Below are 25,793 nucleotides of genomic sequence, written 5' to 3'. Positions count from 1 at the left end.
GCTTTATGGACTTTGAACTTAATGAAGATCAACGTGCATTTGCCGATACCGCTCAGCAATTTGCCGATGAGTGTTTAGCACCGATGGCGGCGGAGTGGGATGAAAAGCAGATCTTCCCCAAAGACGTATTGAGAGAGGCGGGGGAACTGGGGTTTCTCAGTCTCTACACTCCAGAAGCGCAAGGTGGCCTAGGGCTGAGTCGCTTGGATGCTTCAATTATCTTTGAACAACTCTCAATGGGCTGTACGTCGACGACCGCTTTCATGACTATCCACAATATGGTGAGTTGGATGATAGCCAGTTTTGCTACCGATGAAGCCAAAACGCAGTTCTGTCCGAAATTAGTTACGGGGGAGTGGTTAGGCTCCTATTGCTTAACCGAACCCAACGCAGGATCAGAAGCCGCTGCACTGACCACTTCCGCTACAAAAAAGGGAGATAAGTATGTCATCAACGGCGGCAAAACCTTTATCTCTGGCGCGGGAGAGACAGATGTTTTGGTCGTGATGGCGAGAACCGGAGAAGCGGGTGCCAAAGGCGTGTCTGCATTTGTTGTTCCTGCTCACGCAGATGGTATCAGCTATGGGCGCAAAGAACCCAAAATGGGCTGGAACAGCCAACCAACACGAGCGGTTACTTTTGAAAATGTCGTTATTCCAGCTAGCCATTTACTGGGCGAAGAAGGGCAAGGTTTTGTCTTTGCGATGAAAGGGCTTGATGGAGGGCGTATAAATATTGCGACCTGTTCCGTCGGTACGGCTCAACAGGCCCTTGAACAGGCGACACAGTATATTCAGGAGCGTAAGCAGTTCGGCAAACCGCTTGCGCAGTTTCAAGCCTTACAATTCAAATTAGCAGACATGGCGACAGAGCTCGTGGCTGCACGGCAGTTAGTGCGCTATGCCGCCAGCAAGCTCGACCGAAATGACCCCGATGCGACGGCTTATTGCGCTATGGCAAAACGGTTCGCGACTGATGTGGGCTTTCAGGTTTGCGACCACGCGCTACAGCTTTATGGCGGCTATGGTTACATCAAAGAGTATCCAATGGAGCGTCATTTCAGAGATGTGCGTGTGCATCAAATTCTGGAGGGGACAAACGAAATCATGCGCTTGATCATCGCGCGCCGTTTACTCTCAGAGGAGTCGGCCTTGCTGTAGCGAAGTATTGGATTTGCTCATTGAGAAAGGATTCAGATATGCCATTAACCCAAGAAGCCATTCAACATACGATCACTAATCACGTTGCGGTGGTGACGATGAACAACCCGCCAGCCAATACGTGGACAGCAGAGAGTCTCAAGGCACTGAAATCGCTGATACTCACACTTAACGATGATAAGCAGGTCTATTCATTGGTTTTAACCGGCAGTGGAGAAAAGTTTTTCTCTACTGGTGCAGATCTCAAGCTATTTTCTGACGGTGACAAAGCGGTTGCGTTAGACATGGCGCGATGCTTTGGTGAAGCCTTTGAAATGCTCTCGGAATTCCGTGGTGTTTCCATTGCCGCTATTAATGGTTACGCCATGGGTGGAGGTTTAGAAGTGGCATTAGCTTGTGATATTCGAGTCGTTGAAGAGCAAGCGGTACTTGCTTTACCTGAAGCCAAAGTCGGACTTTTGCCCTGCGCTGGCGGTACCCAAAACCTCACAGCGTTAGTAGGGGAAGGCTGGGCAAAGCGTATCATTTTATGTGGAGAGCAAGTCAGCGCTGACAAAGCAAAAGAACTAGGCCTAGTTGAGGAGTTGGTTCCCAAAGGTGAAGCTTTAAGTAAAGCGCTGGAACTTGCTGAATCTGTTGCGAACCAGTCACCATCTTCTGTCGCCGCATGTAAGGCGCTCATTCAAAATATGCGCTCTGCGCCACTTAAGCACGGCTTAATGAAAGAGCGAGAGTTGTTTCTGAATCTTTTTGATACGGAAGATCAAGTTGAGGGTGTTCGCGCCTTTTTAGAAAAACGCCCACCGCAATGGAAAAACCGATAGGAGGCCACATGGCAGGGATGGTAACCATTAGTGAAATAGAGTGCTTAGATGGCGTGCACCGCATTGGTATCGCAACGTTAGACAACACCGCTTCATTGAATGCATTGACGTATGACATGTTAGTCCAACTTAACGATCAGCTTATCAAGTGGCAAGATGATCCACATATGGCTTGTGTGGTACTGACTGGCGCTGGAGAAAAAGCATTCTGTGCTGGTGGTGATGTTCGAGCTATGTATCACGTCATGCATAACGAGAGTAAAGAAAAAATCGTAGAGTTCTGTACGGACTATTTCTCGTTGGAGTATGAGTGTGACTATCTCATTCACACTTACAACAAACCCATTATCGGTTGGGGAGAAGGTATTGTCATGGGCGGTGGGATGGGGCTTTTTATGGGAACCAGCCATAAAGTTGTGACAACAACATCACGCCTTGCTATGCCAGAAATCAATATTGGACTGTATCCTGATGTGGGAGGTACGTGGTTTTTAAGCCAGATAGATCCGCAAGTGGGTTTATTCCTCGGATTGACAGGCTCCATGGTGAATTCAAGTGACGCTGTCACTATTGGTTTGGCCGATTGGTTACTGTTGGAAGAGCAGTATCCCACCTTACTGGATGAGCTAAAGCGGCTCCAGTGGGGCAAAGAAGATGCGAAAGAGTTGGTAACTGCGCGACTACAATTAATGGAAGAACAGGTTATTGATAGCAAACCAACCACGCAAATTTGTCCATACTTAGATCAGATAGAGGAAGCGTGCAAAGGCTTTGATCTTAATGCGATAGCACAGCGAATCATGGCTATCGACGGGAACAGTCAGTGGATAGAAAACGCGAAACAAACGTTCGCATCGGGCAGTCCGATCACCGCGCATATTTGCTTCAGACAAGTGAAAGAATACCACAGCTTACCGCTTGCAGATTGCTTCCGTTTAGAGTTGAGTTTGTCGGTTCGAAGTGCCTTATTAGGTGAGTTTAAAGAGGGCGTCCGTTCTCGGCTCATTGACCGGGATGGCGAACCTAACTGGATGTTTAACAATGTCAGTGAAGTCGATGAAGATATCATCGATACCTTGTTTACCTCACTTTGGCCGGATGACGAACATCCGCTTGCTGATTTGGGTGAACAAACACTAGGTCAATAAGGAGAATGATCATGAGTACCATCGCATTTATCGGTTTAGGAAGAATGGGGCATCCTATGGCGCAAAACTTACTCGCGTCTGGATTTAACGTGCAAGTATTCGATGTCGATAGCGAAGCGGCAAAGCAACTAGTACCTTTTGGTGCCGTGGTGGCGAGCTCTATCGAAGAGGTAGTAGATGGTGCTAGCACAGTCATCACGATGCTACCAGCAGGGTCTCACGTTCGTTCCGTGTATCTTGGTGACTTACATGGTGGCGTAGGTGTCCTCAATCTTGTCTCGCCAAGTACCTTGATGATTGATTGTTCAACCATTGATCCGGACTCTGCGCGATTAGTCGCCAATGAATCGGCAAATAAACGTGTGTTGTTTGTCGACGCGCCCGTTTCGGGAGGCGTTGCTGGCGCGAAAGCGGCGACATTAACCTTTATTGTTGGTGGTTCGGATCAAGCGTTTTCTAAAGCCAATGCGATTTTGCAGTATATGGGAAAAAATGTTTTCCATGCTGGCAAAGCAGGCGATGGTCAAATGGCGAAAATCTGTAACAACCTTATGCTCGGCATTTTAATGTCTGGTACGTGCGAGGCATTAAACCTAGGTATCGATCATGGACTCGATCCAAAAGTGCTATCAAACATCATGCTGCAAAGCTCTGGCCGAAATTGGGCATTGGAGCTTTACAATCCTTGCCCAGGCGTGATGGACAGTGCGCCAGCTAGTCACGATTACCAACCGGGCTTTATGAGCAAACTCATGCTAAAAGATCTCGGCTTGGGGTTAGATGCGGCGTTACAAACACATTCTTCGGTTCCGATGGGGTCGTTAGCGCGCAACTTATATTCTTTCCACAACGCGAGCGGCCACGGCGAGCTCGATTTCTCAAGCTTATTTGAGTTATACAAGAGTAAGAAAGGCTAGACCGAGTTTTGTGACAAACCAGCCTGAGATGGTGACCTAAAACGCGCATCATTTCGGCCAACTTAGACTGGTTGAGATAGAGAACATTACGAGTTATGGAGTGCACCAATATGGACATAAAAAGTAGTGTTATTGCCATTACAGGAGCAGGGCAGGGGCTTGGGCAAATGATGGCCATTACCCTTGCTCAAGCTGGCGCTGATTTAGCGTTGTTGGATGTAAACGCCAGTGGCTTAATGGAAACACAAGAGCAGTGTCGAATGCTGAGTGCGAAAGCGTTGACATATCAAGTGGATGTCACCAACGAAATCGACGTTGAAACCACGTTTGAAGCGATTATCCAAGATTTTGGTCAACTCAATGGGTTAGTCAATAACGCTGGCGTGTTAAGAGATGGGTTACTTGTAAAAGCAAAAGATGGCGTGATCAGTAAGATGTCTTTGGATCAATTCAATTTGGTCATGAACGTTAACGTGACAGGAACATTTTTGTGTGGGCGTGAAGCGGCCGTCAAGATGATTGAGAGTGGCTCCCAAGGCGTTATCATCAATATTTCTAGTGTTGCGAGAGCAGGGAATATCGGACAAACCAATTATTCTGCATCTAAAGCGGCGGTCGCGACCATGGCGACAACATGGGCCCGTGAGCTCGCAAGATACGGTATTCGTGCGGCGGCGGTTGCACCAGGTGTAGTACACACCGCGATGGCAGAGCAAATGAAACCCGAAGCCATAGAGCGATTAGAAAAGATGATCCCAGTTGGCAGGATGGGCGAAACAAGCGAAATCGCGCATGCAGTAAAATACATTATTGAGAGTGATTACTTTACTGGCAGGGTTTTAGAAGTGGATGGCGGTATTCGTATGTAAGTGACCACTGAAATAAGGCTCTGATAGACCTGAATAATAAGTTTCTTTCCATTTCAACATTTTCTATGTTGTGGAGTGCTCATTCTGCGCAGCCCAAATGTATTTACAACTTATGTTTGGATTTACCTTGAGAATGATTTCTCACAATCCAATAAAGAGATGCAAATACCACTCAAATATTAAGTGAAATCATTAATTTGATTCTGATCACACTTTTGGTTTTTTAGTTTCCGCTTCTCATTAAGGCTATCTGCGTAAATGAAGTTGATAGTCAGTCTCATCAATTTTTAGTTTCAACTGTTTGTTTTTAAATAATTAATTGTTGAAGCACGAGAAATTCGTGTTGAGGTTAATATTCTATTTAAAGTGTGTAACTTCCATTAATGGAAGGTTAGTTTCCAGTTGTGGCTAATGAGCTTTAACTTTTTACTCCTCATAATGCGCCAAATGTAACATAGTGTTTCAAAGTGTAACAATAAACTCACACTAAGAGTGTGGTTTTGATCTCCACTCAATTCCGTTTTGTTTCGCTCTGAGCCCGACGTTACTCATGCTCAACACATAAACATTCTAATGACTATAACAACTGGTTCTTGGCTTGATACCAATCGTATCGTAGCAAATAACGGTTCATTCTAGCTGGTTAAATGCTTGATGACGAAGTTGAAAAATTGTAAGTAGAATAACTACTTATCGAGGTTTTTTCTTGTTCTCATACATTACCTCTGCGCTATTTGTGAGCTCTTATTTACTTTGATTGGCATCTGTTTTGAAACCAGACAACCATCGAGAAAGTTAATGGAAGCCTCAAGATATAAACGCATCTTGTCGAGGGGAAGTTTGGCGTCCGTCATACTTATGCTCTCAGGATGTAATTCAGCTTTACTTGACCCCAAAGGTGCCATTGGTGTGCAGGAAAAAGAGCTAATTATTACTGCTCTTTTGCTGATGTTGATCGTTGTAATCCCTGTGATTTTAATGACGATTTACTTCGCTTACCGATACCGCGCCTCTAACACTGAAGAAGAGTACGCACCCGAGTGGTCACACTCGACCAAAATCGAAGTGGTGGTATGGACAATTCCAATCATCATCATTGCGATTCTTGCGACGATCACATGGCGTTCTACTCATGAACTAGAGCCATCCAAACCTTTGGAAAGTGATGTTAAACCAATGACCATCGAAGTGGTGTCACTCGATTGGAAATGGTTGTTCATCTATCCAGAAGAAAACATTGCGACGGTGAACTATGTGGCGTTCCCGAAAGACGTGCCAGTGCAGTTCAAACTGACTTCGGACAACATCATGAACGCGTTTTTCATCCCTCGCTTAGGTACACAGATCTACGCGATGCCAGGAATGGTAACCAAGCTCAACCTGATAGCGAACCATGAAGGTGACTATAAGGGTTTTGCATCGAACTACAGCGGCGAAGGCTTTTCGCAAATGAAGTTCACAGCTTCAGCAATGTCTGATCGTGCTGCGTTCCTAAATTGGGTGCAGAAAGTGAAGGCGAGCCCTGATCGTATTGAAGATTGGGAGCAATACAGCTCACTGGCAGCGCCAAGTATCGCAGAGCCAGTCACTTTGTTCTCTAGCGTTCCTCCGTTCTTGTTCACCGACGTTGTGACTCAGCATCCTGGTTCAATGAACTGTTTGCCTGAAAACCAAGGATAATCGTAATGTTTGGAAGATTAACTCTTGATTCAGTTCCATTCCACGAACCTATTATCGTCATCACCCTAGCGGTTGTGGCACTGGTTGGTTTAGCCGTAGTTTACGCAGTAACCAAAGCCGGAAAGTGGCAATATTTGTGGAATGAATGGTTTACTTCAGTAGACCATAAAAAACTTGGCTTCATGTACATCGCAGTAGCGATGGTGATGCTTGTTCGTGGTTTTGCTGACGCAGTCATGATGCGTAGTCAGCAACTCCTTTCTTCTGCGGGTGAAGCAGGTTACTTGCCACCGCATCACTACGATCAAATTTTTACTGCCCACGGCGTGATCATGATCTTTTTTGTAGCGATGCCATTGGTCATTGGTTTGATGAACATCATCGTGCCATTGCAGATTGGTGCACGTGACGTGGCTTTCCCGTATCTGAATAACTTGAGCTTCTGGCTGTTTGTTGTTGGTGTCATCCTAACAAACATGTCTCTCGGCTTAGGTGAATTTGGTCGTACAGGTTGGCTAGCGTATCCGCCGCTTTCAGGTATTGAGGCAAGCCCAGGAGTCGGGGTCGACTATTGGATTTGGGCGCTGCAGATATCAGGTGTTGGTACGACGTTAACAGGCGTGAACTTCTTCGCGACCATTTTGCGTATGCGTACACCGTCTATGCCAATGATGAAGATGCCAGTTTTCACTTGGGCGTCTCTGTGTGCAAACATTTTGATCATCATTTCATTCCCAATCCTAACGGTGACTATCGCTCTGCTTACGCTGGATAGATACCTAGGCATGCACTTCTTTACCAATGATCTTGGCGGCAACGTAATGATGTACGTCAACCTGATTTGGGCTTGGGGTCACCCAGAAGTGTACATTTTGATCTTGCCAATTTTTGGTGTGTTCTCAGAAGTCACCGCAACCTTCTCACGTAAAAAGTTGTTCGGTTACACATCGCTAGTTTGGGCTACCGTAGTTATCACGATTCTTGCCTTTGTTGTTTGGCTACACCACTTCTTTACGATGGGGTCTGGCGCGAACGTAAATGCCTTCTTCGGTATTGCCACGATGATCATTTCTATCCCAACAGGGGTGAAGATCTTCAACTGGCTATTCACCATGTACAAAGGCCGCATCCGCTTTACGACGCCAATGATGTGGACGGTGGGTTTCCTGATCACCTTTACTGTTGGTGGTATGACGGGCGTACTAATGGCTGTTCCGGGTGCAGATTTCGTTCTGCATAACTCAGTATTCCTTATCGCTCACTTCCACAACGTTATCATCGGTGGTGTGGTGTTTGGATGTTTCGCTGCGATCACTTACTGGTTCCCGAAAGCGACCGGTTTCACCATGAATGAAACTTGGGGCAAACGTGCGTTCTATCTTTGGATTATTGGTTTCTTAATGGCGTTCCTACCGCTTTATGCGCTGGGCTTTATGGGGATGACTCGTCGTTTAAGCCAAGACATCAACCCAGAATACTTCCCACTGTTGTCGATTGCCGCAGCAGGTACGGTTGTGATTGCGCTGGGCGTATTGTCTCAGTTCATCCAAATTTACGTGAGTATCCGTGACCGCGAGCAAAATCGTGATTTAACTGGTGACCCGTGGGGTGGACGTACTCTTGAGTGGGCAACATCGTCTCCACCGCCGTTCTACAACTTTGCGCACCTACCAAAAGGTGATGTGCTGGATGCCTTCTGGTACCAGAAACAAAGTGGCGAGTTCGATCCAACTAAAGAAGTGGAATACGAACGTATTCATATGCCAAAAAACACGGCAACAGGCATCTACGTGTCGGCTTGGTCGCTCCTATTTGGCTTCGGCATGATTTGGTACATTTGGTGGCTAGCGGCGGCAAGTTTGGTCGGTATTATCGTGACGTGTATTCAGCATAGCTATAACGATGATGTGGATTACTACGTGGAAGTTGAAGAGATCAAAGCAATTGAGGCCGAACGTCGAGCTCAGCTTGAAGAAGCGAAGAAAAACTCAGTGAAAGACAGCGAAAGTAAAGATGATCTGGAGGTGACGTATGCAAACTAATATCGCAGCACATCACGACCATGATCACCACCATGACACGAATGGCAACAAGCTATTTGGCTTCTGGGTTTACCTGATGAGTGACTGTGTACTGTTTGCGACCTTGTTCGCGACATACGCTGTGCTGTCGAGCAATTCAATTGCGGGCCCAACAGGTAAAGACATTTTTGAACTCCCATTCGTGTTTGTCGAAACCATGCTGCTTCTGTTTAGCAGTATCACATTTGGTTTTGGCATTATCGCGATGAAGCGCAACAACGTTGCTGGTCTCAAACGTTGGATGTTAGTCACGTTCGCGCTTGGTCTTGGCTTTATCTGTATGGAGGTCTATGAGTTCCATCACCTGATTGAAGAAGGCTATGGGCCACAAACAAGTGCATTCCTATCGGCATTCTTTACGTTGGTTGGTACGCACGGCCTGCACGTAACCTTTGGTCTGATTTGGTTAGCGGTAGCGTATCATCAACTGTCGACGAAAGGTCTGAACGACAATATGGCAATGCGCTTTAACTGCTTAAGCCTATTCTGGCACTTTCTAGATATCGTTTGGATTTGTGTCTTTACCATCGTTTACTTACTGGGGGTAATGTAATGGATCAACATGTAGAAACCAGTTCGTCAGATTACGTGAAAGGCTTTATTGCCTCACTGATTCTGACGGTAATTCCGTTCTACTTTGTTTGGACGAAATCATTACCAGATACAACGACCTATGCGATTCTATTTGGATGTGCATTAGTGCAGATATTTGTTCACTTTAAATACTTCTTGCACATGGAAACAAAAACATCCGACGGACGTTGGAACCTTGTATCACTGATGTTTACCGCCATTGTTGTACTTATCCTTATCGCTGGCTCGGTATGGATCATCTACAACATGAACGTCAACATGAAGTTGTAGGTCAAGGTATGCTGAAAAGTTATTTGTCTATCACTAAACCGGGCATTATTTTCGGCAACCTGATTTCTGTTGCGGCGGGGTTCTTCCTCGCCGCAAAAACAGAACCAGCCAGTCTAATGCTGTTCGTTACGACGTTAGTTGGTGTTGGGTTAGTCATCGCTTCAGGTTGTGTGGTGAATAATATTTTCGATCGTGATATCGACCAAAAGATGGCACGTACACGAAATCGTGAAACAGTGAAAGGCAACATCAATATCGATATTGCGTTTGTTTATGCACTTGCTTTATTGCTGGTAGGAACCGCACTGTTATTTATCCGAGTGAACCCACTATCCGCTGTCGTCGTGTTGCTTGGCTACGTGTATTACGTGTTCTTTTACACGATGTGGTACAAACGTAACTCGGTGTATGGAACCTTAGTGGGAAGTATCTCAGGCGCAGTTCCGCCATTGGTGGGTTACTTAGCGGTAACAAACTTCATTAGCTTGGAAGCGATTTTACTCTTTACCATGTTCTGTCTCTGGCAAATGCCGCACTCATATGCCATTGCCATGTTCCGCATGCAAGACTACCGAGAAGCCGGGATTCCCGTATTGCCAGTTAAAGAGGGCATTCATAAAGCTCATCGACACATGAAAGCGTATGTCGTGGCGTTTGGAGCAGCATCATTGGGGTTATTTTTACTAGGTGAAGCCGGGTATGAATACTTAGCGGTTGCAGCGGTTGTTTGCTTTATGTGGACGAAAGTGACCTTTCGCAGCATTGATGACAACAACTATATCGCTTGGTCAAAGTCGGTGTTTAAAGTCTCACTGCTAGTGGTGATGGGGATCAGTGGTGTGCTTGGTGTCGAGTTGATTCCTCTAGCTCTGTAACAACCAAACCTAAGCGTTTGCTAAGCGCCAATATCTTTTGCTGCTGAATGCATGAATGGCCTTACCTAGAAGTAAGGTCATTTAACTTTCTATTGTTCTTTATTTTCCCTGTTTTTCCTGCTCCTCCTCTAGCTTCACTATCACGTATTCATATCTAAAAGCAAAAACAACCAGTGTGTAAAACATAGTGAAGCACGTTTTCGCTGACGCGTAATAATGCCAAGAGATAGTGACTATTAAGCTAAAAAGTATAAACAGCGCAATAACTCTATTTGCCATATGAAAATTCAATATCGATAGTTTGTAATGTAAACATTTGGGGAGAGTGCTAGTTCCCATAGCAGCATACAAACTAACAATGTGAATGTTTGAGTTGAATCACCAGCTAGCGAAATACAAAAGTTTTACGACTGAAAGTGGGTGAGGAAGCACCTTAGCTCCAGTGAAATGAACACGATTAAGAATCATCCTTTTACATAATCTAAAAACTCACCAAACCTTAACCCAGATTAAAGTTTTGTCGTCTCCGAGGCATTAAGGTGCGCCTGTAGTTTGCAGGTCTCAAGGATTCAGAGAAGGAACAGCCATACATCGTGTATCGCTGTTCCTTTTTCGTTCTTGTTTACTTGCGAAAAGATAAAACATAAAGACAACTTTAAGAGGACTGGTTTTGAGCATTTTGTTTTCCGAAGCCCGAATTGGCAACATGACCCTAAAGAACCGTTTTGTGAGAAGCGCAACGTGGGAGAACATGGCGACCGAAGATGGTCACATGACGGTAAAGCTTTACGATATTTACGAAACGCTTGCGAAAGGGGAAGTTGGGCTTATTGTTACGGGTTATGCCAATATCGTTGAAGAAGAGAAACCCAACGCAGGTATGATGGGGATCTACAACGACTCTTTTATTGAAGAATACAAAAAGCTAACAGAGCTAGTACATCAACAAGATTCTAAAATCGTGATGCAAATTGCTTACGGTGGCACCAAAACCACCCATAACGTCGGTGAGCGTGTCATCTTCGCTCCGAGTGACGTGCCTGAGCGTGGTACAAATACGCAAGGCAAAGCGATGACAAAGGACGAAATAGACTACATCGTAAAGGCATTCGCATTGGCGAGTAAACGTGCTCAAGACGCTGGTTTTGACGGCGTAGAGATTCATGCGGCGCACACTTATTTAATTAACCAGTTTTTAAGCCCGTACTATAATCGTCGCGAAGACGAATATGGTGGTGACTTAGAAAATCGCATGCGCTTTCTTTTAGAAATTTATTCTGAAACCAGAAAGCTGGTTGGAAGCGAATTTCCCATCCTCGTTAAACTGACGGCAACAGAGTTCTTTGACGGCGGTTTAACGTTCAACGAAACTCGCGTCGTCTGCAAGAAACTTGAAGAAATAGGCGTTGATGCGATCATCGTATCTGGCAATGTTCACGGCAAAGCAAACGAACTTGTTGGTCAAACGTTCGATGGTTACACACTACAAGAAGAAGGTTACTTTCACGAATATGGTCACGTGATCAGTCAGGACGTTAGCATACCGGTGATTACTGTCGGCGGGCTGAGCGACATTGATGCGATTGAGAAAATTGCAGAAAACACAGGTATCCAATTTTTTGCTGTGTCACGCCCTTTATTGGCTGAGCCACAGTTGATCAAACGTTGGAAAGAAGGCAATCGCGCACCAGTAGATTGTGAACGTTGCTCAAAGTGTCGTACCAAGCGTGGTAACTTTTGCGTGGTGTATAAGAACCGAAATCGTCGCAAAAAATAGAACGAAGCGAATACACAAATACAAATTAGCCTCCACTCTGAATATGGAGGCTTTTAATTATCCGCATGTTAATCGAACCATTATTTATCTTCTTTTTGATAGTTTAAATAATGCACACAAAGATCGTGAAATGCTTTAGCTTGAGGCGAGATCGTGCGATCGGTTAACGTAAATATACCAATTTGCCTTTCAAGTGGTGGATCGATAAGCGGAATCCAAACCAAGCGTGTTTCATTGGTTGGGAAAGCAAGCTTCGGTAGGGTCGTGACACCAATCCCAAGTTCTAAGACAGAAAACAGTGAAGTAATATTTTCGACCGAATAGAGCGCTTGCTGACTCAGAGCTCTTGCTGGGGTTGGATCGAGAAGTGTACAAGTGCCGTTACGGATAAAGGGTTGTTCCAACAAAGTTTGCCACTCGATTCCTTCTGGATGACTTGCAATAGGGTTGTCCTTTAAACACACCACGCCTATTGGATCGGCTAACAGCGGCGTAAAGTCAATGCCGCCCTCATCGAGGTGAGAGGGGTTACCGAGCGCCAAGTCGACTTCACCGGAGAGTAAGCGAGCCTCGACGCCCGCCGCGTTATCATCGATCAAGCTTACTTCTACATTTGGATACTGCTCGCAAAAGGCACCCAACACGCTAGGGATGAGTTTCGCTGCAACAGAAGGAACGCTCGCAATTCGCACTCTCCCTTGCTGTCCGGCCGCGGCAGCTTTGAGATCGTTGTCCAGCGCACTGTAGATATTGAGAAACTGAACCACCTTGGGCAGACAAATTTCACCAAACGGGGTCAATTTGGTTTTGTTTCCGGGTTCAAACAGCGTTTGCCCTAGAATTTTTTCAAGCTCTTTTATCGATGTTGACAGTGCCGCCTGAGAACGATTTGCACGATGTGAAGCGGCTCGAAAGCCTCCTTCCTCGACTACCATCACAAAATGCATTAATTGTTGAAGCTTAATACTCATCCCTAATGCCTCTTAATCCCTTTATTTACGTTATTTTAAACAGAGTGATAAGTTTAATTTATCAAATGTCAAAAATTTACCGTTAGATTTATCGCCTGTCAATGTGCATCATTTAACCATATTGAAACAAAGCTGTTACAAAGGTTGAAAGGCACGTGAATACTCCTACTAAAAAACACCCAGTTAAAACCAGTCTATTTGCTTCTAAAGCGCCGCTTGAATGGGCGATAGTCAACAACGGAACCCTGTATACGGCTCAAATTCCTATTGATGACACAGGCGCGGTTGTGGAAGGCGGTATCGAAGCACAAACACGTCAAACCTTTAACAATCTCATTCACACCCTGGAGTGTGCAGGGGAGTCTTTGGACTCGGTGTTGCAGGTCCTGATTTATGTGACTGACAGAGAATACTTAAAGACCGTTAACCAAGTGTACGCGGAATATTTTGAAGCGCCGTACCCAAATCGCGCCGCCATGGTGGTTGCAGGGTTAGCGCGAGAAGAGATGTTGGTGGAGTTTGTTGTCTACGCGTCGGCAAGCCAACCAGAATAAATCCAACGAGAATAATTAGAGATCAGTGAGTGAGTGGCTTGCCATCACAAATCGGAAGAACAAGGAAAGAACCATGACTTTTATTAACAATGTTCAAGCAGAAAAATCCCTCTATATAGCAGGTGAATGGCAATCGGGCATGGACACCATCGCCAATATTAACCCTTCTGATATCAGCGAAAACATTGGCGATTTCGCACAAGCGAGTGTGTCGCAAGTAGAGCAAGCGATTCAAGCGGCTAAATCAGCGCAGCCAGAGTGGGAAAAAACACCAATCGAGCGCAAGCAAGCAGTGCTACAAGCGATTGGTGATGAGCTCATTGCACGATGTGACGAATTGGGCACCTTGCTTTCGCGTGAAGAAGGTAAGCCATTTGCTGAAGGTCGAGGTGAGATTTACCGTGCTGGCCAATTCTTCCAATACTTTGCTGCTGAGGTTCTGCGTCAAATTGGCGATAGCGCTGCTTCCGTCCGTCCAGGTGTCTCCGTTGAAGTTACTCGCGAAGCCGTCGGCGTTATCGCCATTATCTCTCCTTGGAACTTCCCAACAGCAACAGCGGCTTGGAAAATCGCGCCAGCACTTGCGTTTGGCAACAGCGTCGTCTGGAAGCCTACCAACCTAACCCCAGCAAGTGCCGTTGCGCTGACAGAGATTATCCATCGCCAAGGTTTACCTGCTGGCACGTTTAACCTCGTTTTGGGTAGCGGTTCGCAAGTAGGTAATACCCTTATCAATTCGAAGGATGTGAACGGCGTGAGCTTCACTGGTTCTGTGGACACAGGCCGTAAAGTTGCAGCGGCAACGGCACCAAATTTTGTGCGTTGTCAGCTAGAGATGGGTAGCAAAAATGCGCTCGTAGTCGCAGATGATGCAGACATTCAGATTGCTGTCGAAGCAACAATCGCAGGCTCATTCTCGGGTGCAGGTCAAAAGTGCACCGCGTCTTCTCGTCTTGTCGTTATGGACGGAATTCACGACGCGTATGTTGAAGCGCTAATCAAACGCATGAGCGAACTTAAAGTGGGTCACGCTCTAGAAGAGGGCGTGTTCATGGGCCCTGTTGTTGATGGTAACCAGCTGAATGCGAACTTTGAGTGGATCGAAAACGCACGCCAAGCAGGCGCGGAGCTGGCTTTCGGTGGTGAGCGTCTGAGCCTAGAGCATGACGGTTACTACATGTCACCAACTCTGTTTTTAAATACACAGAATGGCTGGGAAGTGAACCAAGAAGAAGTCTTTGCGCCAATGGCGAGCGTGATTCGCGTTTCTGATCTGGATGAGGCAATTGCAGTCGCGAACGATACGCGCTTTGGCCTGACAGGCGGCATTATCACGCAAAGCTTGCGTAATAGCGCGATCTTCAAACAGCAAGTCCAAACGGGCTGCGTCATGGTTAACTTGCCAACTGCGGGTACAGATTATCACGTTCCATTTGGTGGCCGTAAAGAGTCTAGCTTTGGTCCTCGTGAGCAAGGTCAGTACGCCAAAGAGTTCTACACCGTAGTGAAAACCGCTTATCAGCGTCCTTACTAAGATCGGCAGGGTAACTGATGGTGTCAGTTACCCGCACGAAAAGGCTAAGAAATTGTTTAAGGAGTGGTTATGTACCAACAACGGATTGTGATTGACGGATTGCAGTACTGCAATTGGGATCGAGAGTATTTCCAAACGCTTAAGGCGAGTGGCATTACCGCCGTTCATGCCACCATCGTCTACCACGAAACTGCGCGCGAAACCTTGACGCGTTTTGCTGAGTGGAACTTGCGCTTCGAGCAAAATGCAGACCTCATCATGCCTATTTATTCAATGGCAGATGTAGAAAAAGCCAAAGCAGAAGGCAAAGTCGGCATCTTCTTCGGCGCTCAAAATTGCTCACCAATCGATGATGAAATTGGCCTGATTGAAGTGATGCGCCGTCAAGGTCTGCTGATCATGCAACTGACCTACAACAACCAAAGCTTACTGGCGACAGGTTGTTACGAACAAAATGATTCCGGCGTAACTCGCTTTGGTAAGCAAGCGATTGAAGAGATGAACCGAGTCGGGATGATCATTGATATGTCCCACAGCGCAGAGCGTTCAACGTTGGAAGCTATCGAGCTCTCCTCGCGTCCAATTTGTATCAGCCATGCTAACCCGACGTTTGCGCATGACGCACTGCGCAACAAGTCCAACACCGTGATCAAAGCACTGACGGAGCGCGGTGGTTTGATTGGATTCAGTTTATATCCGTTCCATTTACCAAATGGCAGCCAGTGCACGCTGGATGATTTCTGCCAGATGGTTGCGAAAACCGCAGACATGTTTGGCGTCGACCATTTAGGCATCGGTAGTGATCTGTGCTTAAACCAACCGCAACAAGTATTGGAATGGATGCGCAACGGGCGTTGGTCAAAAGCGATGGATTACGGCGAAGGTTCAGCAAGTAACTCGGGATGGCCAGATGCGCTGCCATGGTTCTGCGGCAGCGCAGGGATGGAGAACATCTACAACGGATTAATGGGTCACGGATTCAGTGAATCTGAGGCTGGAAAAATATTGGGTGAAAACTGGTTCAACTTCCTTAAAGAAGGATTAGAGCCTATTTCATAGCATTCCCCAAAGTAGGAACCGCCTGCCCACATAATAACAATACGGCAGGCGTAAAACTCACATTTGTAGCCAGTCTTTGGCTGCTGCAAAGAACCTCTGGAGCCAGAGTATGTCTGATTTAACCAATAGCATGAAAGCTTCCACGATGAGCGTGTCATCGGGCAAGTCAAAAGTAAAACACAACACATCAACAACAGAAAACACGATGGACAAATTAGGACTGAATAACCCGGCCTTTTGGTATAGCGGTGGTTTCATCGCGTTGTTCGTTGCTATTGCACTTTATGACGGCGAGCTGTTATCTACGATCGTTAACGCCGGTTTTAGCTGGGCAGTTCAGGTGTTTGGTCCATACTGGCAGTTACTGCTGCTTCTCACTTTTCTTATTGGTCTTGGCTTGGCTGCAGGGCGAACAGGCAAGGTGATGTTGGGCGGGATTGCAAAACCAGAAATGGATTCTTTCCGCTGGATGGCGATTATTTTCTGTACCTTATTGGCTGGTGGTGGTGTTTTCTGGGCCGCGGCTGAGCCTATCGCGCATTACGTTAGCCCACCCCCTTTGTACGGCGCGCAAGATAACCCGCAGCAAGGTGCGGTGAATGCGTTGTCGCAATCCTTTATGCACTGGGGCTTTCTGGCTTGGGCGATTGTAGGTAGCTTAACTTCCATCGTGGTGATGCACCTGCATTACGACAAAGGTTTACCACTAAAACCCCGTATTTTGCTTTACCCAGTTTTGGGCGAACGAGCACTTAAAGGCCAACTCGGTGCATTGATTGACGCGTGCTGCATTATCGCGGTAGCCGCGGGCACCATCGGACCAATTGGGTTTTTAGGCTTGCAGGTTAGCTACGCGTTAAATGCGCTGTTTGATATTCCTGATGGCTTTACCACTCAGCTTATCATCATCTTGTTTGCGATTGCGCTTTACACCTTGTCAGCACTCAGTGGATTAAGCCGAGGCATGCAACTGCTTAGTCGTTACAACGTGATTCTGGCAATGGCATTGATGGTTTACATCCTGTTTTTTGGTCCGACAAATTTTATCTTTAACGGATACATTCAAGGTGTAGGAAGCATGTTGGATAACTTTATCCCAATGGCGACCTATCGCGGTGACGAAGGTTGGCTAAGTTGGTGGACAGTATTTTTCTGGGGCTGGTTCCTGGGTTATGGTCCGATGATGGCAATCTTTATTGCGCGTATTTCCCGTGGTCGAACTATTCGCCAAGTTATTTCCACCATCAGTATTGTGGCTCCGTTAACCACCTGTTTTTGGTTCACGATTGTGGGCGGCTCAGGCCTTGCGTTTGAAATTGCTGAACCGGGTAGCGTGAGTGCGGCGTTTGAGGGCTTTAACTTGCCAGGTGCTTTGCTTGCAGTGACTCAGCAACTACCAATGCCAATGCTGACTTCAATTCTATTTCTGATTTTAACCACGATCTTCATCGTCACGACGGGCGACTCAATGACCTACACAATCAGTGTCGTGATCAGTGGTGAAACGGAGCCGAATGCGATCATCCGTACCTTCTGGGGAGTAATGATGGGTGTGACGGCATTGATCCTAATTTCCCTTGGCTCTGGCGGCATCTCTGCTCTGCAATCTTTCATTGTTATTACCGCGGTTCCGGTTTCGTTGATTCTGTTACCGTCACTTTGGAATGCGCCACAAATTGCAATCAAAATGGCGAAAGAGCAAGGGCTATAACAATTATCCAATTCAAACAACGTGGAGCTTGTGCGGGTGTTTTCCTCCTGCATCCGCACAAACCCTAGTATTCTTACAATAACAAATAGGTGGTGAGCAAAATGGATGCACATCGTTCTACTTATACGGAAGCAACTATGCGCGATGCAGCGATTGTCATGGCAGCCGAAAGGCTTGGCGCAATGCACCAAAACCGAATCAGCTTTGTTCGTAGTCTGATTCGTAATATAGCAAGCCAAAATTGGCAAGTAACCAAGCATGAGTGGCAACTTTGTCCGCGTGGTTATGGTCACGTTATTTACAAGTTGACCACGCCAGAGCACGTTTATCATTTGGTGGTGTTCTGTGATGAAATTGCTGATGACGAGCGTAATGACCGCGTCATTGCTGAAAAGTGGGACGTCACATTCGCACTGGTTCAAGGCGATGTTGATGTTACTTTGTTGGAAAGATTGCGAGCAAATGTACCGCTGCAAGAAGCGGGACGCAATCCAAACAACGTACTTGTTCTGGCTCGCGCAAACAAAAGCGTGCGTGTGTTTGAACACATTGTTAGCGCACTTTCTCAAGGCAAGCAGCCCGAGCCAAAAGAGCTGGCGGAAGTGGGTTATATCCTGCGTACCACAGCTGTTTATGGTAACGGAAAGTTTGGCATCGCCGATTTCAAACTGCTGGAGAATAACCCAGATTTCAGCCAGTCTTTTAGTGCGCAAATGTGTGCTGTGTATATGTTGCGTGAATTCAGCCTAGACTGGGTACACTACCTAGCACTTCAGCAAGGTGGCGACAACGCGGTGGCTTTGCATCGTGGCTTGCAGCGCTACCTTGGTGTCGGAAATGCTACTGGCTTAGGCATGGCTCCATACTTGATTAATCACCCGTGCATCGTTGACCAATGGATGACCTCTCGCGAGCGTGCGGTAGCGCGAGTCTTTGCGATGCCGTGTGAAGCTTCATTCCATGCTCATTTGCAAGGATTACTACAAAAAGCACAGCGTCATTTAGAGCAAGTCATCACCATCAATGAACATCAAGACAGGCTCAATCATCAAGCGATAGCAGACATCAAACAACTACTGTCAGAGCTAACCACGTTAATGGCATCACATCCGAACTGGGCGAGTTTGGTCGAGCAAAAGAAAACAATGAGTGTGGAAGCCCAAGAGATCCTCACCTCTTGCTTGATTGAACTCTACCCATCTTTGGTGGATGAATTTGCTAGCCAAATGAATACGGATGAAACGCTATCGATTCCGGGCGGGAAAAAGATCCAAGATTTACTTGAGGTGTTGCAAAGCAAATACCGCTGGGCGATTGATGCGGATTACTCACTAGCCGAGAACAACTACTGGTTCTGGTATCGTTCACAAGACAAAGAAGAACCAAGGCTTGGTGTTCGTGGGGAGGAAGCAGGAGAAGAAAAAGAATTGCCGCTTGATATCGGCAGACAAGTGAATCGCTTGTACCACGCCTTGCTTGGTTGTGATGAAGAAATGTCCGTAGCAGAGTTTCTGTTGCAAAACCCGACTTATCGTTCGATCACACGTCGCGTATGGACGTTAGGTAACCGAGCAATGGGTGATATTCAAATGAACGTGCTACGCCAAGATGCACTGCCAATGCACTTATTGCGCTGTAAGTTGGCGATCTTTGGTGCGACTAAGTTTGATCCGCGCTCGGATCGTTGGGTTCGAGTAACCTTCTTCCAAGGTGCGCCGTTGTTAGATGAAATTCACGACCCTAAACTGGCAGACACATGGATTTTCCCTAGCATGCCGCCACGTGACGAAATTGCGCAAAGTGACAATCAAAAAATCAACGGAGGATTTGCATTATGATCGTCTCTCACAACGAATTGGTGGCCGCGGTTAATAAGGCATTTCTTGGCATGCGCCGTCACTGTGGTGAGGCGGATGTCATTGCGAACATGGTGGCGGACTTGCAAATGGTTGGCTTACATGGAGTTCGTCATTTTAATAACGCCAGTCTGTTTCTTGGGCTAGATTCAGACTGCGCCGTATCGGTGACCAACAGTACGCCGTCAAGCATAGAGGTAGAACTGCACAACGGGAGTGTAGCGTGTTATTTACCCGCGGTGTTGGATTTCGCGCTCGAGAAAATGATCAACCGTAAGTCGATTACCATTACGTTGAAACAGTGTCATAACCGTTGGCTAGGTTTTAGTGAGTTGTTGAAGCTCTCTGCAAAAGGCATTGCGTGCCGTGCACAATGGGTCAATGGCTCTAGTCCCAAGCGAACGCTTTATGTGTTAAACCGTGGACGAATCGCGCCAGAAGTCTTTTTCTCGGATCAGTTTGATGGGCATGATACGGATTTGCATAGTATGGTTATCGAGCTCTCCGTGAACGATTTCGATATCGAGAAAAGTGCACAAGGATATACCACCCACATTGAAGGCGATGAGTTAAGCCGTACGCAACAAGCCTCTTGGCAAAATGGTATTTTTGTCGAAGACCAAGAATGGGAAACACTGAAACAAACCGCAACCGCGTTGCTGGTGGAGAACAGTGAGCGTTCTATGCTCGGTGCTGGTGGTGTGGTTTGAGCGATGAAAGGCGATGATTCCAAGTAGAAGTGATGAAGGCTGCTCTTTAGCGGCCTTTTTTGTGCGCGAAGTTTGGTCACTTCTGAAGTTCAAAGACTATGATTACCGTTATCCGCAAGATGGAGCAACACAGGTAAGAAAAATGGATCTGCAAGAGAATAAAAGAAATGCCATTGCGTTTTACGAAACCGCCTATCGAGGTAATCCAAGAAAAGCGGTTGAAGACTATGTTGGCGATGAGTACATCCAGCACAATCCATTAGTTGGAAATGGCCCCGAGGCTTTTATCGAGTATTTTGAGCGGATGCAAAATGAGTATCCCAATAAAGACATTACGTTTGTGCGAGCCATTGCTGAAGGGAATTTGGTGGCACTACACACTCACCAAACATGGCCTAATGATATTGAATACGTGACGATGGATTTCTTTCGTTTTGATCACAATGGGAAGATCGTTGAACATTGGGACGCTCTGCAAGAGATACCCAAAGAAACATTGAATGGTCACACCATGTATTAACGAGTCGTTGACGAGTCTCCCATGCCGTTTATTCAAACGGCATGGGAGGTTAAATGATTTGTGGCACTTTAAGTATTAATCATCAAAGCGCTTTTTCGATTCTCACCGCGACGTCTTCAGATACCCAGCCTTTCCACAAGTCAGGGTAGGTATTAAAGAAGTAAAACATCGCTTCTTCACCGTCCGCGTAGTTATCTTCCATCCAGGCGAGCATTTCACTCATTTGCTCGTTGGTAAATCCGCGTTTCTGCAAGTACGCGAATGCTTGGGGTTCTTTGCTCGCAAGCGCCTCAGTTGTTACTGTGCGAACTGGAGAAGGTGGGTACATTGTTACTTTTGGTGAAGCGCAATCAGGCTGAGTGGTACAGTTGCGATACTCTTCCAAATCTGTTCCGCTACCAAAATCCACTTTGACCATATCATACTTGCCCAATACGGGTGTTGGTGACCAGTAGTAACCAAACCAAGGCATTTTGCGATCATAGGCTTTGGCGATGGTACCAGCTAGTGCAGCGCCAGAGCCTGGGTCAACCACCTCAAAGCCGTGCTCACTTAACCCTAATGCATTAAACAAGTGACCGGAGGTGATTTGGCATGTCCAACCAGCAGGGCAGCTATAGAACGCGAACTTGTCATCATCTTCTGGGTGTTCAAATAGTTTGGCGTGCTTGATGACGCCTTCTATCGTCGCGAGCTCTGGATACTGTTTTACCAGATAGGCGGGAACCCAAAACCCTTCTTCACCGCCATTGACAAGCGATTCACCAGCGATACGCAAGCGTTTATCCGCAATCCCTTTATCAAGTGCTTCTTTAATGCCGTTTGTCCATAACTCTGGCGCAACGTCAGGTTGCCCCTTTTCAATCATAGAGGTGCCTGTAGGAACGCTATCACCAGGGATCAATTCCGCATCACACTGGTAGCCTTCATTTAAGACAAATTGGTCGATGTGCGCCATTAAGCTGGCCGAATTCCAATTCATGTCTGCGATGGTTATTTTTCCGCATTCGTCCGCATTTGCATGAGTAGATAATGCTGATAGCAGCAGAACAGAGAGCATTGAAGGTGTCGTCTTCATGTGACTGAATTTCCTTGTCGTTGTCATTTACTTCAGTATATACATCGGTTTATAAAGATTCAGTGAACAAGTTTTTTTCAGTGACGTTAAGCATAAAAACGGCGATTTATGAAGCGTTTGGTGAGAAGGGTTTAAAGGGCGTTAATACAGCAAGAACATTCCTTCGTAGCCGCCGATCTCAATGTGAGAAACATAGTCGCCGATGTTACCGTCTTGATCTACAGGTCGCATAGGCTCTGGAAGCACGATTGTCATCTTCGGTGAGGTGAAATAATCGATATTCTTGCCAAAGAAATCAGTTCGATACAGCACTCGGCCTTTGGTGAATTCTCGGGCTAACACCATCTCTGTAGGGCCATGCATCACTACCGTATCGTCTGAGTGATACGCAAAGTACGTATGGGTTGGTAACAAATCGATAGCGCCTTTAGGCAAGTCAGGATGAGCCACTTTGCTCATAGAAGCATCTCCAATCACCGTGTAATCGGCGGAATAGGGCGTGCTGGTGGACATCATTAGCGGAGTCGCCTGATACCCCTCTGGTATTTGATTGGCAGGCTCTCCCAAATCAACGGCAAGCAAGGCGCTAGGTTGATAAGCAATATTCTTTGGTACGCCTGCCTTCCAGAAGTTGTCACTTGTTGTGTTATTACTTCCATATAAGTAGCCATTGTTCCACTGATTAAAGTAAATGCGCTCAGGGTGATAGTTTAAGTAGAACACCGCTAGTGCAGAGTATTGGTCCTGTTTCCAATTGTTTTCTGTGTTACCAAAGTATTGAACGCGACCATAACGCGTGGTCGCTTGATAAATCACTTTCTGGCCAGCTTTGGCGAGTGCAGAGTTATCCCAAAATTTAGCCAAGCCAGCATAGCCACTAAAGCCGGTAGCAGGGAAAAGGTAGTGCTCGCGCAAGTACAAGGAGCCAGCGTTAACCAAGTGGTTTTGCCCATTACGACCGAATAAGTTTGCCGTACCTATGTTGAGGCCAATTAACGCATCTTCATCCAGCGTTGCCAGTTTATTCAAGAACGCCGAGAATTGCGCTTTGTAAGCATCGTCAGCAGCTTGGCTACCCGCCACCAAACCAAGTTCATCCACTGTGCCTCCGGAATATATGTAGAACTGATTTGCACCGAGTAACTTATTCGTATCGTCGTTGTACGCACCATTTAAACCTTGTTTCGCCCATTTAGCTTGGTAAGAGTGGCGCATTGTATTGGCAAAAAAGGGATTGCCGAGATTGGTCAATGCCCAAGAAGAGGTTTGATTCCACATACGACCAAATGGAATAACGCGTGACTCCCAACGAAATCGTGCGGTTGCATTCTTATTCGAACGGTTTTTGTATTCATGCCAAGAAAGATAATTGTCTTGGTTTCGATCTGCAGATTTGTCGAAGCCACGAATTTTACGCCAGCGTTGAATGGTTTGACCTTCAGGTGTCTCCGTTGGTGCTCCTGAGATATTGACGGCAGGGAAGCTATCTTTGAGTTGAATGTTTTCGAGACGTGGGCGGTTTTCTATGTTGTCGTCATGCCAAGTAATTTTCGCAACGTAAAGGCGGCCGCCGTCGCGTAAAAAGGTGGAGCCAAAGTACTGACCGCCACCATAAGTTTTTCCGCTACCATCATGCGTTGTAGCGCGAACCCAATCCGAAGGGACAGACCAGTTGACCGTTTGGTTTTTAGTCATGTTCTCAGTTTTGTCTTTTTTAATCGCGAAGCGTTTCCATTCAGTTACCTGACCAAACGAGTCGATGGCAGAAGGGTATTCAATCGTGAAGCTGCCGCCTTGAGCAAACTGAGAGAACGTAAAGGCTAAGCGGTCGAACTTCTCTGAGTGATAGACATAGAGGGCTCCACCATTATTCGCCTGACCAAATACATCAGCATCCCATGGCGGTGGTTGATATAGCCAAAAACCGGCGTGGTTAGCGTTGGCGGTATAGCCAACGATCATCGGTTTTCGATTGAGTAGAGTATTCTCACCATGGCTTGAGTCGACTTCAGCTAGGATAGTGTCTTCAGAAAAGTGGAGAAAGAAATCTTCGTAGTCAATTCCATTCAGTTCTGCGTGATTACGTATATCGTTTTCCAGCCAACCTGAGTTAAGTTCCAGCTTTTGGTTGTACATGTAACCAAGTGCTTGTACACGCTCATTATGACTTTTACTTTCGTAAGCGCCGAATACGATATCAGCATAATCCAGTTCCCATTCACGTGTAGCCGCAGCAGAGATAGGCTTATCTTGAAGATCAATACCCTGTTCATGCAATCCAGGTAACACGATTGCTGTTCTACTCCAAACGTTGGGTACAGAAAGCAAGCTCAAAGAAATGAGTGTAACGAGAGAAAAACAATGCGACTTCAACATGGAGTTATCCCATTAATACTTAGATGACTCAAATTAAGAGTCAGATACAAAGAGAAATTATAGTCCATTCGCGAAGTCGTAATCAGGACCCTGCCATAGAGGACTTTACAGGAAAACTAACAGGGGATGCTGTGCAAAAATGAGCGGGTGTACTTGGAATAGATCATCCTCATAGACTCAAAACTTCCTCTACACGTCAGCACAAAAATAACCACCATTTTAACCTTGTTTCGGTCGTCACCATGTTGTTGGATTTTTCTTCAACAAATTCAGTTAAAACTAACTCTTCAAACCAGTCAGATACTCTGTCTTGGTGGTAGCTGATCATACAAAAAATTAACAAATTAAATTTTTATACATTTTTATTGCATAAAAAGTCCAGTTGAGTAATATAAATACCAAGTGACAATTAATGCGGTATGTCAGCATGACTATTCAGGTAAGCGGAATCAATAAATCCTACGGTGAGACACAAGTGCTTCACGATGTCAGCTTTAAGTGTGAAAGCGGGGAAACACTGGTGTTACTCGGTCCGAGTGGTGCAGGGAAGAGCTCTCTACTACGTGTTCTTAACCTTCTTGAAGGAGCGGATAACGGCCAGTTAAACATCGCTAATGACGCATTCGACTTTTCAACTGAAATCAAAGAGAAGCAAGGTTTAGCGCTTCGTCGTAAAGTGGGCATGGTGTTCCAACAGTACAACCTATGGCCGCATATGACAGTGATGGAGAACCTGATTGAGGCTCCGGTAAAAGTCGCTGGCATGGATAAAGAAGAAGCGAAGAAGCAGGCAATGCAAATTCTTGCGACGCTGCATTTGGCAGACAAAGCGGATGCATGGCCTATGCAACTTTCTGGTGGTCAGCAACAACGTGTGGCGATTGCCCGCGCTCTGATGATGAAACCAGAAGTCTTGCTTTTTGATGAGCCTACCGCGGCGCTTGACCCTGAAATCACGAACCAAGTGGTCAAAATCATTAATGATTTAAGCGAAACCGGAATTACACAAGTAGTTGTGACGCACGAAGTGGATTTCGCCAAGAAAATCGCTAGTCACGTACTGTATTTAGAAAAAGGACATATCGTTGAGCACGGCACAAATGATTCGTTTTCTAACCCGCAAACCGCCCAGTTTGCTGACTACTTAAATCACTAAATCACGTTTTTAAAGTTCAGTCTATTTAACAGATAAGCTCGGCTGTCATTGCGAGTGTCAGCCCACTAAGTAC

22 protein-coding genes are annotated in these 25,793 nt (G+C 46.2%); 19 read left to right on the top strand and 3 right to left on the bottom strand.

All coding sequences use genetic code 11. From position 1 onward, the window contains the following. Positions 1-5 precede the first annotated feature (5 nt). From R7Z77_RS14305 to R7Z77_RS14255, 11 genes are all read left to right on the top strand, one after another. On the top strand, positions 6-1,160 hold the full coding sequence (locus tag R7Z77_RS14305) for an acyl-CoA dehydrogenase family protein (protein WP_213967623.1): 1,155 nt from the start codon (positions 6-8) through the stop codon (positions 1,158-1,160). Positions 1,161-1,198: 38 nt separating this feature from the next. After that, positions 1,199-1,984, top strand: a complete 786-nt coding sequence (locus tag R7Z77_RS14300) for an enoyl-CoA hydratase (protein ID WP_318136718.1) — start codon at positions 1,199-1,201, stop codon at positions 1,982-1,984. Positions 1,985-1,992: 8 nt separating this feature from the next. Continuing rightward, positions 1,993-3,132: an enoyl-CoA hydratase/isomerase family protein gene (locus R7Z77_RS14295; RefSeq protein ID WP_213967624.1), complete on the top strand. Its 1,140-nt coding sequence runs from the start codon at positions 1,993-1,995 to the stop codon at positions 3,130-3,132. An 11-nt stretch (positions 3,133-3,143) separates the two neighbouring features. Further along, complete coding sequence (gene mmsB, locus R7Z77_RS14290) at positions 3,144-4,049, top strand: 3-hydroxyisobutyrate dehydrogenase (protein ID WP_213967625.1); 906 nt, start codon at positions 3,144-3,146, stop codon at positions 4,047-4,049. A 110-nt stretch (positions 4,050-4,159) separates the two neighbouring features. Beyond that, positions 4,160-4,918: an SDR family oxidoreductase gene (locus R7Z77_RS14285; RefSeq protein ID WP_005375778.1), complete on the top strand. Its 759-nt coding sequence runs from the start codon at positions 4,160-4,162 to the stop codon at positions 4,916-4,918. 798 nt (positions 4,919-5,716) lie between these two features. After that, positions 5,717-6,598, top strand: a complete 882-nt coding sequence (cyoA, locus tag R7Z77_RS14280) for a ubiquinol oxidase subunit II (protein ID WP_005388604.1) — start codon at positions 5,717-5,719, stop codon at positions 6,596-6,598. Positions 6,599-6,603: 5 nt separating this feature from the next. Next, entirely contained in the window at positions 6,604-8,640 is a 2,037-nt protein-coding gene (cyoB, locus tag R7Z77_RS14275; protein ID WP_005375781.1) for a cytochrome o ubiquinol oxidase subunit I, read from the top strand. Then, positions 8,630-9,232, top strand: coding sequence for a cytochrome o ubiquinol oxidase subunit III (cyoC, locus tag R7Z77_RS14270; protein ID WP_005375782.1), 603 nt, complete (start codon positions 8,630-8,632; stop codon positions 9,230-9,232). Before cyoB ends, cyoC begins: the two co-directional genes overlap by 11 nt. Beyond that, positions 9,232-9,543 (top strand): cytochrome o ubiquinol oxidase subunit IV, encoded by a 312-nt coding sequence (gene cyoD / locus R7Z77_RS14265; RefSeq protein ID WP_005375783.1) that lies wholly within the window; start codon positions 9,232-9,234, stop codon positions 9,541-9,543. Before cyoC ends, cyoD begins: the two co-directional genes overlap by 1 nt. Then, complete coding sequence (gene cyoE, locus R7Z77_RS14260) at positions 9,504-10,418, top strand: heme o synthase (RefSeq protein WP_033906955.1); 915 nt, start codon at positions 9,504-9,506, stop codon at positions 10,416-10,418. The genes cyoD and cyoE overlap by 40 nt, the downstream gene beginning before the upstream one ends. A 670-nt stretch (positions 10,419-11,088) precedes the next feature. Further along, entirely contained in the window at positions 11,089-12,195 is a 1,107-nt protein-coding gene (locus R7Z77_RS14255; protein ID WP_062730958.1) for an NADH:flavin oxidoreductase, read from the top strand. A gap of 80 nt (positions 12,196-12,275) precedes the next feature. Here R7Z77_RS14255 and R7Z77_RS14250 read toward each other — a convergent pair whose 3' ends face one another. Continuing rightward, on the bottom strand, positions 12,276-13,166 hold the full coding sequence (locus R7Z77_RS14250; protein WP_005375788.1) for a LysR family transcriptional regulator: 891 nt from the start codon (positions 13,164-13,166) through the stop codon (positions 12,276-12,278). Positions 13,167-13,321: 155 nt separating this feature from the next. Here R7Z77_RS14250 and R7Z77_RS14245 point away from each other — a divergent pair, with 155 nt between their 5' ends. The 7 genes from R7Z77_RS14245 to R7Z77_RS14215 all read left to right on the top strand — a co-directional run bounded on the left by R7Z77_RS14245 (position 13,322) and on the right by R7Z77_RS14215 (position 21,110). Beyond that, positions 13,322-13,720: a RidA family protein gene (locus R7Z77_RS14245; RefSeq protein WP_005375789.1), complete on the top strand. Its 399-nt coding sequence runs from the start codon at positions 13,322-13,324 to the stop codon at positions 13,718-13,720. Between the two features lie 73 nt (positions 13,721-13,793). Further along, entirely contained in the window at positions 13,794-15,254 is a 1,461-nt protein-coding gene (locus tag R7Z77_RS14240) for an aldehyde dehydrogenase family protein (protein ID WP_213967626.1), read from the top strand. 69 nt (positions 15,255-15,323) lie between these two features. Then, a complete protein-coding gene (locus R7Z77_RS14235; RefSeq protein WP_053303711.1) occupies positions 15,324-16,313 on the top strand; it encodes a membrane dipeptidase in 990 nt (329 codons plus the stop codon). 109 nt (positions 16,314-16,422) lie between these two features. Next, a complete protein-coding gene (locus R7Z77_RS14230; protein ID WP_005375792.1) occupies positions 16,423-18,024 on the top strand; it encodes a BCCT family transporter in 1,602 nt (533 codons plus the stop codon). A 101-nt stretch (positions 18,025-18,125) separates the two neighbouring features. Then, a complete protein-coding gene (locus tag R7Z77_RS14225) occupies positions 18,126-19,862 on the top strand; it encodes a hypothetical protein (protein ID WP_213967627.1) in 1,737 nt (578 codons plus the stop codon). Further along, positions 19,859-20,590, top strand: coding sequence for a DUF3726 domain-containing protein (locus tag R7Z77_RS14220; protein WP_213967628.1), 732 nt, complete (start codon positions 19,859-19,861; stop codon positions 20,588-20,590). The genes R7Z77_RS14225 and R7Z77_RS14220 overlap by 4 nt, the downstream gene beginning before the upstream one ends. 142 nt (positions 20,591-20,732) lie before the next feature. Further along, positions 20,733-21,110, top strand: coding sequence for a nuclear transport factor 2 family protein (locus R7Z77_RS14215; protein ID WP_005390944.1), 378 nt, complete (start codon positions 20,733-20,735; stop codon positions 21,108-21,110). Between the two features lie 82 nt (positions 21,111-21,192). Here R7Z77_RS14215 and R7Z77_RS14210 read toward each other — a convergent pair whose 3' ends face one another. Both R7Z77_RS14210 and R7Z77_RS14205 read right to left on the bottom strand, forming a co-directional pair. After that, positions 21,193-22,188: an ABC transporter substrate-binding protein gene (locus tag R7Z77_RS14210; RefSeq protein WP_318136717.1), complete on the bottom strand. Its 996-nt coding sequence runs from the start codon at positions 22,186-22,188 to the stop codon at positions 21,193-21,195. 141 nt (positions 22,189-22,329) lie between these two features. Next, positions 22,330-24,564: a hypothetical protein gene (locus R7Z77_RS14205; protein ID WP_213967630.1), complete on the bottom strand. Its 2,235-nt coding sequence runs from the start codon at positions 24,562-24,564 to the stop codon at positions 22,330-22,332. Between the two features lie 427 nt (positions 24,565-24,991). On the opposite strand from R7Z77_RS14205, the gene artP reads away from it, so the two are divergent. Further along, the gene (artP, locus tag R7Z77_RS14200; RefSeq protein ID WP_155604249.1) at positions 24,992-25,720 is read left to right on the top strand and encodes an arginine ABC transporter ATP-binding protein ArtP; all 729 of its coding nucleotides are present in this window, start codon (positions 24,992-24,994) and stop codon (positions 25,718-25,720) included. The last annotated feature ends 73 nt before the right edge of the window (positions 25,721-25,793 follow it).

It is taken from the genome of Vibrio sp. 1401, assembly GCF_033340295.1.
This window is presented reverse-complemented; position numbering and strand designations above follow the sequence as displayed.

Bases quoted from the DNA above. Each gene is read 5' to 3' on its own strand.
- R7Z77_RS14305 (WP_213967623.1), top strand. From the start codon at position 6: ATGGACTTTGAACTTAATGAAGATCAACGTGCATTTGCCGATACCGCT.
- R7Z77_RS14300 (WP_318136718.1), top strand. From the start codon at position 1,199: ATGCCATTAACCCAAGAAGCCATTCAACATACGATCACTAATCACGTT.
- R7Z77_RS14295 (WP_213967624.1), top strand. From the start codon at position 1,993: ATGGCAGGGATGGTAACCATTAGTGAAATAGAGTGCTTAGATGGCGTG.
- mmsB (WP_213967625.1), top strand. From the start codon at position 3,144: ATGAGTACCATCGCATTTATCGGTTTAGGAAGAATGGGGCATCCTATG.
- R7Z77_RS14285 (WP_005375778.1), top strand. From the start codon at position 4,160: ATGGACATAAAAAGTAGTGTTATTGCCATTACAGGAGCAGGGCAGGGG.
- cyoA (WP_005388604.1), top strand. From the start codon at position 5,717: ATGGAAGCCTCAAGATATAAACGCATCTTGTCGAGGGGAAGTTTGGCG.
- cyoB (WP_005375781.1), top strand. From the start codon at position 6,604: ATGTTTGGAAGATTAACTCTTGATTCAGTTCCATTCCACGAACCTATT.
- cyoC (WP_005375782.1), top strand. From the start codon at position 8,630: ATGCAAACTAATATCGCAGCACATCACGACCATGATCACCACCATGAC.
- cyoD (WP_005375783.1), top strand. From the start codon at position 9,232: ATGGATCAACATGTAGAAACCAGTTCGTCAGATTACGTGAAAGGCTTT.
- cyoE (WP_033906955.1), top strand. From the start codon at position 9,504: ATGGATCATCTACAACATGAACGTCAACATGAAGTTGTAGGTCAAGGT.
- R7Z77_RS14250 (WP_005375788.1), bottom strand. From the start codon at position 13,166: ATGAGTATTAAGCTTCAACAATTAATGCATTTTGTGATGGTAGTCGAG.
- R7Z77_RS14240 (WP_213967626.1), top strand. From the start codon at position 13,794: ATGACTTTTATTAACAATGTTCAAGCAGAAAAATCCCTCTATATAGCA.
- R7Z77_RS14235 (WP_053303711.1), top strand. From the start codon at position 15,324: ATGTACCAACAACGGATTGTGATTGACGGATTGCAGTACTGCAATTGG.
- R7Z77_RS14230 (WP_005375792.1), top strand. From the start codon at position 16,423: ATGTCTGATTTAACCAATAGCATGAAAGCTTCCACGATGAGCGTGTCA.
- R7Z77_RS14225 (WP_213967627.1), top strand. From the start codon at position 18,126: ATGGATGCACATCGTTCTACTTATACGGAAGCAACTATGCGCGATGCA.
- R7Z77_RS14220 (WP_213967628.1), top strand. From the start codon at position 19,859: ATGATCGTCTCTCACAACGAATTGGTGGCCGCGGTTAATAAGGCATTT.
- R7Z77_RS14215 (WP_005390944.1), top strand. From the start codon at position 20,733: ATGGATCTGCAAGAGAATAAAAGAAATGCCATTGCGTTTTACGAAACC.
- R7Z77_RS14210 (WP_318136717.1), bottom strand. From the start codon at position 22,188: ATGAAGACGACACCTTCAATGCTCTCTGTTCTGCTGCTATCAGCATTA.
- R7Z77_RS14205 (WP_213967630.1), bottom strand. From the start codon at position 24,564: ATGTTGAAGTCGCATTGTTTTTCTCTCGTTACACTCATTTCTTTGAGC.
- artP (WP_155604249.1), top strand. From the start codon at position 24,992: ATGACTATTCAGGTAAGCGGAATCAATAAATCCTACGGTGAGACACAA.